Genomic DNA, 11946 nt, shown 5'->3' with positions numbered 1-11946 from the left:
CTTCCCCTGCTTGAGGCTCCCACCATGTCCGTGCTGATCCTCGGTCTGATTGTCTTCCTTGGCCTGCATTCCATCCGCATCGTCGGCGACGATTGGCGTACTCGACAGATCGAACGCATCGGATTGAATCGCTGGAAGGGCATTTACTCCATCGTGGCAGCCGTTGGCCTGGTGCTGATCATTGTTGGCTTCATCATGGCGAAGCAGCATGTCGTGCCGCTGTATACGCCTCCGGCATGGCTGCGCCACCTCAACGCCCTGTTCATGCTCATCGCACTGATCCTGTTCCCCGCGGCGCGCGTGCCGAACAATGCCATCAAAGCCAAGCTGCACCATCCACAGGTGCTGGCGGTGAAAACCTGGGCCTTCGGCCATCTGCTCGCCACCGGCATGCTGCATGACGTGGTGCTGTTCGGTGCCTTCTTCATCTGGGCGGTGGTGCTGTTCGCGGTTTCGCGTCGGCGCGATCGGCGCAATGGCACGGTATATCCGCCAGGTACCGTGAAGGGCACCGTGATAACCGTCGTGGCAGGTATCGTGCTCTGGGCGCTGTTCGCGTTCTGGCTGCATAGCTGGTTCTTCGGCGTGAACCCCATGGCCTGAAGGATGCCGATAGTCATCTACGCCTCACGGGCCACGCTGCGCTACATTCAAGCCGTTCGATAACGGGAGGTACCACCCATGGTCGGCTTTTTGCTTTGGTTGCTGCTGCTGGTGTTCTGCTGGCCGCTCGCCCTGCTGGCGCTAGTGCTGTATCCCATCGTGTGGCTGCTGTTGCTGCCATTCCGGTTGCTTGGCTTTACCGTGAATGCGGTATTTGCCTTTCTGAAGGCGCTATTGATGCTGCCGGCCCGGGTGCTGAGCGGCCGGCCTGTGTAATGGATTTACTGCCTCCCCCTGCAAGCACAGGGGGAGGCAGTAAATGCCTCATTGCGAGGACACCACCGGCAAGCTGATGAAACTCGCATGCTCCGGCGCATGCCATACACGCTGCGTCGCCTTCACATAATCGCCCAGCTTGGCATCGAAGATATTCGGCACGAAGGTCTGCGGGTTGCGGTCGTATAGCGGAAACAGGCTGGATTGCACCTGCACCATGATGCGATGGCCCGGTTCGAACACGTGGTTCACCGTGGGCAAGCGGAAGCTGTACGGCAGCGGTGTATTCGCTTCGATCGCGTGCGGATGCTCGAAGCTGGTGCGGTAGCGGCCACGGAAGATATCTAGCGAAATTGGCAGCTCGTAACCGCCCATAGTTGGGTTCGACGGCACCGTGTCGGGATACACGTCGATGATCTTCACCACCCAGTCGCTGTCGGTGCCGCTGGTGGATGCCACCAGATTCACCTGCGGCGCGCCACTCACGCGCACGGATGACGTCAGCGGCTCGCTCACGTAAGTGAGCACGTCCGGGCGGCCGTCGACGAAGCGTTGATCGTTGAGCAGCCAGCGCGTCCAGGCTTCGTGATCCGAACCCACCACGGGACGTGGCTGATACGGCACCGGCTTGGCTGGATCCGATACGTATTCGTCGTATGTCGCGTCGCCGGCCTTCGGTGCATCGAATGACACGCGTCCATTCGCCAGCAGGTAAAGCGGCTTCGCGGCGGAATCACAGCCGTGATCGCACGACAGCGGCCAATGCGTGAAACGATCCCAGTGATTTTCGCCGGTGTTGTAGATCAACACGGGCGGCGTGTCCGCTTTTGGCGCGCCATCCTTCAAGTATTGATTGAAGAACGGCAGCAGCACGTCGCGGCGAAATTGCAGCGCAGTGTCGCCATCCCATTTCATCGGCCCGAGCATGCTGCCGTCGTAGTTGATCTGGCTGTGACGCCACGGCCCCATCACCAGATAGTTCATGGTGTTGGTGGTGTCTTTCGGTTCCACGGCTTCGTAGCTGTGGATGGCGCCGTACATGTCTTCCTGGTCCCACAGGCCCTGGATCCACATGGTGGGCACTTTTAGCGGTTGCTGCGCCATGGTCTTGTCCAGCGCCTGGGCGGACCAGAACTGCGTATAGGCCGCGTTTTCGTGGATCTTGCGCCAGAACGGCAGGCCGTCCAGCTCATTGGCACGCGCATAGTCGCCGGCCGAACCCGCACGCAGGAAATTGGTGTAATCGTCATAACCTTCGCGCGGAATGATGTAGCCCATGCCGCGTTTGGTGGTCTGGCCGGTGATGTAGTCGAAGTTAGTCTGGCGGAAAGCGCCGTAGTGGAACCAGTCGTCGCCCATCCAGCCATCTACCATCGGGCTTTCCGGCGCGGCCACTTTCAACGCCGGGTTCGGATTGACCAGCGCCATCACCACGGTGAAGCCTTCGTACGACGACCCGAGCATGCCGACCTTGCCGTTTGATTCAGGAAGGTTCTTCGACAGCCATTCGATGGTGTCGTAAGCGTCGGTGGATTCATCCACCTTGCCGCTGTTGAGTGGGCCACGCAGCGGCAGGGTCATCACGTAGGGACCTTCGGAGCCGTGCTTGCCGCGGATGTCCTGGAACACGCGGATGTAACCGGCTTTCACGAACACCTCATCGCCCTGCGGCAGCAGGTCGAGCATGTGCGGCGAGTTCATGCGCTGGCTGCGTCCGTCCGCGTCGTACGGCGTGCGGGTGAGCAGGATCGGCGCGCTGTGCGCACCCTTCGGAATCACGATGACCGTATGCAATTTCACGCCGTCGCGCATCGGGATCATCACCACGCGCTTGACGTAGTCGTTGGCGCTGGTCGGCGCCGTGAAGCTGGAGGGAATATCCGGCGTCATCGGCGTCATCGGCGCCGTCTGCGCGTGCGCGCAAGCGGCCATCAGGCTCACGGCAAGCGCCGTGCATGAAATCAGGGAACGAATGGGGTGCATGAAAATCTCCGCCGCGACGGCCGCCTATACCCTGACGGCCGATGCATTCGATGTGGGGAACGCTGCTCTCCCGGCAGCCATATGACTTTAAGCGATCAGGCCACCGGACCATGCATGACTTTCCGCACTACCTCTTACCATCTTCCTTGCCACTCCCCCTTGCATTTGTTCGTCGGCGGAGCAGGATGAGGGGGCCTGAGTTTCCGCTGGATACGCGCCTTGCAAGCTGTCGATACCCTCACACCCTGCCCTTGCGGCAATCAAGACAGTTACACGCACTGCTGCGGCCCGCTGCACGAGGGCGGCATCGCCCGCACTGCCGAGGCGCTGATGCGATCACGCTATAGCGCGTACGTGCTCAAACGCGAGGATTATCTGCTGGCAACCTGGCACCCCAGCACGCGACCGGCCAGCCTGAAACTTGCGGCGCAACATCCTTCGCCGACCTGGCTTGGGCTGGATGTGAAGCGCCACAAGGATGACGGCGAGCACGCCGTGGTGGAGTTTGTGGTGCGCCTGCGTTATGGCGGCGGCAAGGCGCAGCGCATGCATGAGATCAGCCGTTTCGTGCGCGAAAACGGCCGCTGGTATTACCTGGACGGACAATTCCCGGAAGACTAAAGCGGCAACTCGCTTTCGCCTTCGAAGCGCCCCTCCGGTCCGAAGCGGCGTTCGACGATCAGCCCCTTACCGTCATAGCCGATCGCCACGATGGTGCTGGCGCGCGTGCCGTAAAGCTCGCCGCGGATGAAGGCCGACGACAGCCAGCGTTCGCGCTCCAAGCCCACGCCGGTATCGGGGAGCAATTCGTCCGGTGCTTGGCGTTCGTCGGCCAGCGCGCGGAACAGCGGCGCAAAATCCACTTCATGACCGGCATCCATCCACGCCTGCAGCCGCTTCATCAGCGCGCGCGTCTTGGGCCATGGAGTATTGAAATCCGCGTTGGACAGACCGTGAACGCCAGGATCGATGAGCTGCGCCCGTGACGAGGGACGGTTGCCGATATAGAAACCGTGCTCGGTGTCGAAGGTGAGCAGGTTGAACGGACGATAGCCGGATGCCGCCGCCAACAGCTTCTGTGCATGTTCCGTCGCATCGTCCGCGCCGACGAGATAATCGGTGGCAAGCAAGCCGCGCGACACACCTTGCTGCGGATCGCGCGGATCACGCACGTTGGTGACGACGCAGCATCGCCCCGCCTGCGCCACACCTAGCCAGGTGCCACCCGCTTCCAGATCGCGTCCGCCAATGATCGGCAGATCGCTCCAGCGTGCGAGCGGCGCGCTGGGTCGCGCGTGGAATTCATCGCGGTTGCCGGCTAGCAGCAGACGCCAGCGGGGATGGGCTTGCCAGGCGAAGGCGATCAGGCACATGACGACACCATGACTCCCTCTCTCCTTCGGGGAAAGGCTGGGGTGAGGAACCAATCTTATTGGAAAGCCAAATCAAACGCGTAGGTTGGAGTGAGGCAACGCCGAACTCCAACGTAACGGCATACATGACGATGTTGGAGTTCGCGTTCCGCTCACGCCAACCTACGCGAGCAAGGGGCAGGCCTATCTCCTCACCCCTGCCCTCTCCCCGAAGAGGAAAGGGAGCTAAAAGCGGCGCGCTTGCGCACGGCATCCGCCCAACGCGCAGCGACTCGCGGAGACGTCATGCAAACCGTTTCATCAGTCACCGTCGTCACCGCGCGCTCTAGCAATTGGATATCCGCCTCATGCTGACGCGCCACGTGCGGATCCTCGAAGAAAATCGCGCGCTGGCAGCGTCGCTCCAGCACCAGGTCGGCAATCTGCGCATCCCCACCCATCGGCCCGCTCTGGTAACGATCCACCCAGTTCTCATCCTGCGGCCAGCCGCGGCTCCATGCCAGCTCATTCAACTGCTGTCCCGTGGTGCCCGTGGCGACGCGGCGGGCAAAACGCGCGAGCACGTCGAAGTGATCGGCGGCGTACGCCATCATCTGCGGCTTCATCGCATCATGCGCGATCAGGGCGAGGGTCTGATTCTCCAGCGCATGCAGATCGTCGGCACCATGATCGGGCGCCAGTCCCGCCTGGATACGCTCCATCTCGATCCAATCGCGCGCCGAGGCCTCAGTGGAAATGAAGGGCTTCTGGTGGATCACGCATTGGCGCTTCAGAGCCACCGCTTCCGGAAACGTCGACGAAGGATCGACCGGATTGATCAGATAGATCGCGCCATCCAGCGTACGCTGTGATTCGTGCAAGCCGACCACCTCGGCCACCAGTTTCATCAGCCCACCTTCGTGGCCGTAGGGATAGCGCAACAGTCCGGGATAATTCGCCAGCAGGCCTGCCCGTTCGATCGCGTGGTAGGTGCGTCCTACCGCGTGCAGACTGAGATTCAACTCGCGAATGCCCTGCTCGCATGCGCGCAGCCAACGAAACAGCGCCGCGTCGTCGTGATCGTGATGAAACGCGTTGGCGGCGAGGCCTATACGCATGCAATTTTCCCCTTTTCGTCAATTCAGCCAAAGCACCAATAACACACCCGATGCACGCCAGCACGCCGTGGCCGCCATCAGCCGGACAGTTGTCCACCCCCGAATGATGCATGGTTTCGATCAGCATGGCGCGTGAAGCACTACTCGAAAAAAACCTACGCCTAATCAGCGCATCCAGGTTTAAGGCATACAAAGAAAAAAGCGCGCCGGTTTCCCGGCGCGCCTCACGTTGCAAGTTGCAAGCTTTCTTGCCCAGTGGGCTTAGAATTTCACCTTCACACCGACGTTCCAGAAGCGGCCGATAATGCCGGCGTAGTCGTAGGTCGGGTTGTAGAAGTTGGCTGCATAATTCAGCGGAGCAAGCGGCGGCTTGCGATCCGTCACGTTGTCCACCGAGGCCGTGAACGTGATGTGGTCATTGAACTTGTAGCTACCCACGAGATTGCCGTAGGTGAACGAGGACATCGTACAGTTACCGGCCAGCGGACCGCCGTTGGGACCTAGAGCATCGAAGCATGCCGTAGTACCGGTGACGTCCTGCGCCGACTCGTATTCCTTGCTGACGAAGTAGATCGTACCCGTCAGGCTGACCGGACCCCACTCGATGGTGTTTGCCCAGTTGACACGAGTACGGGGGGTGCCCGCGCCGGAGGACAGGTTGAACGGACCCTGCGTACCGACGTAGCTCTGGATCTGCCCGGCGGAATCTTGCTTCCACTGGAAGATCTGCGTGCCCTGCAGTTCGCTGATGTACGTGATGCCATTGCTGAACTGGAAGTGCGCCTGCATGTCCAGATCGACACCCGTCGTCTTCAGCCAGTTGCCATTGACGTAATCGGCGCCAACGAAAATCGGACGCAGCGGCGCATTGGGATGCGCCGGATCGGGTACATCGAAGGTCATCGTGTAGCCCGGCAATATCGTGCCGGTGTTGTAATAGTTCAACAACGCAACACCCGGGTTCGCCGGCACAATCACGTTGCTCTTCCTGATGTTGTAGTAGTCGATCGAGGCGTTAAGCCAGCTGACCGGCTGCACTACTACACCGAAGGTGAAGCTCCGCGATTTCTCAGGCTTAAGGTTGGGATTACCCGAGCTGCCCTCTTCGAGTGCATAGGGCACAGTCACGTAATTCGAGTTGCCGTGCGCTGCCAGGAACGACGCCGGGGCACCCTGACCCGCGACCGAATTGCTGACGAAGCCTGCACTGAAGCTGCCGGGCCCCTCACCAAATTGCGGAGCGCGGAAACCCTTCGAGTAAGTGGCACGCAGCGCCACCCAATCCAGCGGCTTCCACTTCAGGCCGACCTTCGGCGAGAAGTTGTTGCCGACACGCGGGTAATGGTCGAAGCGACCGGAGACATCGATTTCGAGGCTCTCGAGCAGCGGCGCGTCAAACTCGGTGTAGAGACCGCTTACGTTACGCGAGCCGGTAATGAAGGTGTTGCCCAGCCCTTGATAGATGCCGCCCGGATTAAGCTGCTCCTGCAGCTGTCCTTCATGACGGAACTGGAGACCGGCAGCGAAGCCCGTTGGTCCACCTGGCAAGTCGAACAGTTGGCGGTTCACGGTGAAGTCGAACACGTCCATGTCCGAGTGATTTTGTGCGATATCGGGTGGCGCAATCTGATTGCGAATGGCCGCACTGTTTGCCGAGGGGTTGACGAAGTTGTACGTGCCGTTCGCAACGGCGTTGAGCAAGGCCTGATAGCTGAGGAATCCCAGGTTCTCATAACCCATCCACACATGGTTGCCCACTACCGACGCTTCGTAATTCCAGTCGCCGAAGGTGCCTTGCACGTCGAGTACGGCGCGCAGGTTATGGGTATCGACGTTTGTTCCACCCGGAATATCACCGAACAAATAGTTGATGTACGCATACTGGCCCGGGAATGGGTTTGACGGGTTTCCTGGCGGCAACTGAATGTTGTCGGTGTTGTTCGGTACGCTGGATTGGATCTGAGGCGGCGTACCAAGCTCATGGACCACGGATTGGTAATAGCTCACCGCGGCATAGGCTTTGGTGGTGTCGTTGAACTTGTAAGTGAAGCGGCCATAAAGGCCATCCTTGTTCGAGTACTGCTGCACATGTCCATATTGATAAGCGGCATCTTGTGCGCAGTACGAGCCCCCGGCATTCGTCTCGAGCTGGGTACCACCGGTGCAGGCAGCCAGCGGCTGGCTTGGGCCTGTGGCCGTACCGCCTGGGGTTGGCCCCGCCGGTGTTACGCTGCCGACCGAGGAACCGTTGAAGTTCGCCGGATTGCCGATGCGAAGATCAGGGCCGCCGATGGCGGTGAGGTTCGTACTGTTGAAGGGATAGCTGCGATCTTTTAAGGGGATCGCCTGATCCTGCTCCCATTCCGCACTGAAGTAGGCGTTGTAGTGATCCGTGTTCAGATCACCGTAGCCCGCCACCAATGAAGCATGTTTGTGGAAGCCGCCACCGTGCTGCGAATTGCCGACTTCGGCGGTGCCTTCCACGCCCTGGAAGGTGGGTTTGAGGATGATGTTGACCACGCCGGCGATCGCGTCGGAGCCGTAGATCGACGAGGCGCCGTCTTTCAGTACTTCGATTCGCTCGATGGCAGCCAGCGGAAGCGTCTGAAGATCGACGAACGAACGAATGCCGTCATCCACCAGTGGGTAGCTTGCTGCACGCTTGCCGTCGACTAATACCAGTGTGGAGTTCACCGTCAGGCCGCGCAACGCGACACCCGAAGAACCCGTCGCGAAACCTGCATAAAACGCGGGCGGGATGGTACCGCTGTTGTCAGCGGAAATCGCTCGCACCACATCCGAAACATTAGTGAAGCCCGAACGTGCAATGTCCTGCGCGGTGATCACGGTCACCGGCGAAGGTGTTTCAGTATCGACGCGTGGCAACGCAGAACCCGTAACGGTGATGGTCTGCAATTGCTTTGCGCTGGATGGCGCGGGTTGCTGTGATTGCGCAGATTGCTGGTCTTGCGGGGCAGTGCTTTGTGCGAAAACCGCTCCGGAAGCAGGCGCTAGCAACAGGCCTGCAAGCGAAAGCGCAAGTTGATTACGTTTCATTTGGAACCCCTCCAAGGTTTAACCGTTAGTGGTGTCACCGCTTGTGAGTTGTCCAATCGATCCGCTGGATACAAGTTGTAAAGGAATCCCTCCAGACCCCGATCGCGGTCTACCACACCGGGGGTTTATGGACAAGCTGTTAACATCAGCAAGTTATTGCGATGCCTTGGAGTCCACGAGATCAAAAATACCGGTGAAAGGTCGGTCTTATTGGATTTTTCCTGCATCTAAACGATTACAGGAACCGTAAATTTATCGTACAAACTTACGGTTTCACGCGATTTTGAAGTGATATAACGCGTTTCAACAGTCAGCTAACTTTTCATCTTCGCAAAAATAACGGCGCGTCGAAGACGACGCGCCGTTAGCAAACGCAATCCGAAATGACACACGATGCATGACGTAAACAGCGTCATGCATCGTGCTTTCGGATATTAGAACTTCACCTTCACACCAACATTCCAGAAACGACCGATAACACCAGACTGCGTGTAAGTCGGGTTGTAGTTGTTGCCGGCGTAGTCGGCCGGATCGAACGGCGCCTTGCGATCAAACACGTTCATCAGCGAAGCGGTCACTGCAATGTGCTCGTTGATGTCGTAGCTGCCGGTGAGGTCGAAGTCGTAGAACGAACCGACGTGGCAGCTCCCCGGCAGGAACGCAGTACCGGCGCCGTTGAGGGTCAGGCAGGAGCCCGGACCGACACCGACGTCTTCCGCGATTTCCTGGTAACCGCTGGTGTAGTACAGCGTGCCAGTCACGGTCACGGGACCGTACATGACGGTGTTGGACCACGAACCCTTGTTGCGCGGCGTACCTGCGCCGGACGACAGATTGTACGGACCCTGCGTACCGACGTAGCTCTGCACGACACCGCCCGGGAAGATCTCCTTCCACTGGAAGATCTGCGTACCCTGCAGCTCGGTGATGTACTTCACGCTACCGAAGTCCCAGTGACCCTGGATGTCGATATCCAGGCCCGTGGTCTTGAGCGAATTGGCGTTTTGGTACTCGCCCGTGAGCACGGCAGGACGCGCCAGTGCGGTCGGGTGTTGCGGATCGGCCAGGTCTGGCGTGATCGTCACACCCGGAATGGTGCCACCGTTGGCCCAATAAGCGGCGAGCGCGCTGCCGTAGTCGGGCGTAACGATAACGTTGCTCTTGCGGATGTTGTAGTAGTCCACCGAGGCATTCAGCCAGCTCGTCGGCTGCACCACCACGCCGAAGGTAAAGCTGTTCGCCTTTTCCGGCTTGATGTTGCGGTTCGCTACCGTGTATTCGGAAATCGAGTACGGCGAAGAGCTGTAAGCATTGCCACCATGCAGCGCCTGGAAGCTAGCCGGCGGCGTGACGGTGACGAAGCCCTGCGAGGAGCTGGAACCGTTTTCGGCGAAGCTCGGTGCACGGAAGCCCTTGGAGTACGTGCCGCGCAGCGCAACCCAATCCAGCGGCTTCCACTTCAGGCCGATCTTCGGCGAGAAGTTGTTGCCCACATCGGAGTAGTGGTCAAAGCGGCCGGAGACGTCGGCTTCCAGCGACTCCAGCAGCGGCATGTCGAACTCACCATACACGCCAGCAACGTCGCGGCTGCCTTTGGTGGTGGCATTGCCCAGACCCTGGAATTCGAAGTTCGGGTTGAGCGTCGGATCGTTCTGCGCTTCGTGGCGAACCTGCGCACCCACGGCCAGACCTGCTGCGCCGCCCGGCAGATCAAACAAGGTGCGGCTGGCGTTGAAGTCCAGCGAATCCAGATCGGACGTGGACGTCTTGGCATAGCCCGGCGCCAGCGATGCGCGCACAGCCGCCGAATTCGACGACGGATTGGCAAAGTTGTAAGTGCCGTTGTTGATCGCGTTGATCAGGCCCTGATAGCTGATGAAACCAAACTGGTTCGTATCAAGCGACGTATGGTTGATCACTGCGGTGGTGTTGTAGTTCCACTCACCGATAGTGCCCTGGACGCCACCCACCAAGCGCACGTTGTGATTGGTGTAGTTGTTGCCTGTCGGAATATCACCAAACGCGTAGTTGATCAGCGCGGGCGTAGTGAACGGGTTGGACGGGTTACCCACCGGCAACGTGATGTTGTTGGTGTTGACGGGTGTGGTGACCTGAATCTGTTGCGGCACGCCCACCGTCCAGGTCTTGGACTGCATGTAGCTAGCCGACAGATAGGCCTTGGTGGTGTCGTTGATCTTGACCGTGATGCGACCGTAGATGCCGCCCTGCTCCATCTGCGGCGCCACCTGGGTGTACTGATTGACCAGGTCCTGGTAGCAGTAGCTGCCAGCACTGCTGGTGACCAACTGAGTGTTGGGCGTGCAGCCACGCAGCGGCTGCAGAAGGCTGCCGGGGGCCGTGCTGGTGATCGAACCCACCGTGGAGCCGACGTTGTTACCCGGCACGCCCGGATTCGGACCACCGATCGGGCTGAGGTTGTTGGTGTTGTACGGGAACTCGCGATCACGACTCCAGATCGGGTTGTCCTTCTCGTACTGCACGCTGAAGTAGGCGTTGTAGCGATCCTTGTCCAGGTCGCCAGCACCGGCCATGAAGGTGGCCTTCTTGGTGAGGCCGCCACCGTGCTGCGAGTTGCCGACATCGGCCGAGCCTTCGATACCCTTGAAGCTTGGACGCAGGATGATGTTGACCACGCCCGCGATCGCGTCAGCGCCGTACAGGGACGAAGCACCGTCCTTCAGCACTTCGATGCGCTCGACGGCAGCGAGCGGGATGGTATTGAGGTCGACGAAGGAGCGCTGACCGTCATCCGACACTGCATAGTTGGCAGCACGCTGACCATCGATCAGCACCAGCGTGGAGTTCACGGTAAGGCCGCGCAGCGCCACACCCGAAGAACCGGCCGCAAAGCCGGCGGTGAATGCGTTCGGAATCGAACCGCTGTTGTCCGCGGAAATCGAACGCACCACGTCAGAGACAGTGGTGTATCCGCTACGGGCAATCTGTTGCGCAGTAATCACTGTCACCGGCGACGGAGTTTCCGTATCGACGCGCGGCAGCGCCGAACCGGTCACCGTAATGGTCTGCAATTGTTTGGCATTGCCCTGGCTCGGGGCGGCCTGGGATTGGTCCTGCGTTGCCGGGGCGCTCTGGGCGAAGGCGGTGCCGGCAATCGGGGCAAGCAAGAGGCCCGCCAACGAAAGCGCAAGCTTATTACGAGTCATTTTTCATACCCTCCAAGGTACAGCTGATTGTGATTCGCCCAACTAGATGGGTGGTACGGGTAGGGAAAGTTGGGCGTGTGGGGACACAGTGCCGAAGTCTTCCACACCGGGAAGCCATCAGACAAGTCCTTAACATTGCGAAAGTTATTGCGATATATAGGCTCAGGAAAATTCGCATGGAACTGCGGTATTTAGCTGCTAGGAAACGGCAACTTTTGCAGATCCGAGCAAAGTACGCAGCGGAATAACGCAAAATATTTCGCTCTAGGCTGCCCATCTCTCCCTGCGGTACTTCATCGCTAAGAGTCCAAAAATCTTCGGAAATACCGAGGCAGAGTCGATGCAGATACGACTCGTTATGGAAGCCATGGC

At 59.6% G+C, this 11946-nt stretch carries 8 protein-coding genes; 3 read left to right on the top strand and 5 right to left on the bottom strand.

The genetic code is table 11. From position 1 onward, the window contains the following. The first annotated feature begins 24 nt into the window (after positions 1 to 24). Both ISP18_RS19810 and ISP18_RS19805 read left to right on the top strand, forming a co-directional pair. Positions 25 to 603: an NnrU family protein gene (locus ISP18_RS19810; protein WP_380011491.1), complete on the top strand. Its 579-nt coding sequence runs from the start codon at positions 25 to 27 to the stop codon at positions 601 to 603. A 78-nt stretch (positions 604 to 681) separates the two neighbouring features. After that, complete coding sequence (locus ISP18_RS19805) at positions 682 to 879, top strand: hypothetical protein (protein ID WP_380011488.1); 198 nt, start codon at positions 682 to 684, stop codon at positions 877 to 879. 48 nt (positions 880 to 927) lie between these two features. Here ISP18_RS19805 and ISP18_RS19800 read toward each other — a convergent pair whose 3' ends face one another. Continuing rightward, positions 928 to 2853, bottom strand: a complete 1926-nt coding sequence (locus tag ISP18_RS19800; RefSeq protein WP_380011949.1) for a CocE/NonD family hydrolase — start codon at positions 2851 to 2853, stop codon at positions 928 to 930. A gap of 228 nt (positions 2854 to 3081) precedes the next feature. Between ISP18_RS19800 and ISP18_RS19795 the strand changes: the two genes are divergently transcribed. Beyond that, positions 3082 to 3483, top strand: coding sequence for a YchJ family protein (locus ISP18_RS19795; protein ID WP_380011485.1), 402 nt, complete (start codon positions 3082 to 3084; stop codon positions 3481 to 3483). Here the strand turns inward: ISP18_RS19795 and ISP18_RS19790 are convergent. From ISP18_RS19790 to ISP18_RS19775, 4 genes are all read right to left on the bottom strand, one after another. Continuing rightward, positions 3480 to 4235: an NRDE family protein gene (locus ISP18_RS19790; RefSeq protein WP_380011482.1), complete on the bottom strand. Its 756-nt coding sequence runs from the start codon at positions 4233 to 4235 to the stop codon at positions 3480 to 3482. The two genes, ISP18_RS19795 and ISP18_RS19790, sit on opposite strands and share 4 nt — an antisense overlap. Positions 4236 to 4426: 191 nt before the next feature. Then, a complete protein-coding gene (locus ISP18_RS19785) occupies positions 4427 to 5332 on the bottom strand; it encodes a methylglyoxal synthase (RefSeq protein WP_380011479.1) in 906 nt (301 codons plus the stop codon). A 261-nt stretch (positions 5333 to 5593) separates the two neighbouring features. Then, positions 5594 to 8389 carry a TonB-dependent receptor gene (locus ISP18_RS19780; RefSeq protein WP_380011476.1) on the bottom strand — a complete coding sequence of 932 codons (2796 nt, stop codon included), beginning with the start codon at positions 8387 to 8389 and terminating at the stop codon, positions 5594 to 5596. 434 nt (positions 8390 to 8823) lie between these two features. Next, positions 8824 to 11574: a TonB-dependent receptor domain-containing protein gene (locus ISP18_RS19775; RefSeq protein ID WP_380011474.1), complete on the bottom strand. Its 2751-nt coding sequence runs from the start codon at positions 11572 to 11574 to the stop codon at positions 8824 to 8826. Between the last annotated feature and the right edge of the window lie 372 nt (positions 11575 to 11946).

It is taken from the genome of Dyella humi, assembly GCF_044904605.1.
Taxonomy (GTDB): Bacteria; Pseudomonadota; Gammaproteobacteria; order Xanthomonadales; family Rhodanobacteraceae; genus Dyella_B; species Dyella_B humi.
Note: the sequence above shows the minus strand (reverse complement) of the source record. Positions and strands in the feature narration are given on the sequence as shown.

Excerpts from the sequence above, each read along its gene's own strand:
- ISP18_RS19810 (WP_380011491.1), top strand. The coding sequence starts at position 25 with ATGTCCGTGCTGATCCTCGGTCTGATTGTCTTCCTTGGCCTGCATTCC.
- ISP18_RS19805 (WP_380011488.1), top strand. The coding sequence starts at position 682 with ATGGTCGGCTTTTTGCTTTGGTTGCTGCTGCTGGTGTTCTGCTGGCCG.
- ISP18_RS19790 (WP_380011482.1), bottom strand. The coding sequence starts at position 4,235 with ATGTGCCTGATCGCCTTCGCCTGGCAAGCCCATCCCCGCTGGCGTCTG.
- ISP18_RS19785 (WP_380011479.1), bottom strand. The coding sequence starts at position 5,332 with ATGCGTATAGGCCTCGCCGCCAACGCGTTTCATCACGATCACGACGAC.
- ISP18_RS19780 (WP_380011476.1), bottom strand. The coding sequence starts at position 8,389 with ATGAAACGTAATCAACTTGCGCTTTCGCTTGCAGGCCTGTTGCTAGCG.
- ISP18_RS19775 (WP_380011474.1), bottom strand. The coding sequence starts at position 11,574 with ATGACTCGTAATAAGCTTGCGCTTTCGTTGGCGGGCCTCTTGCTTGCC.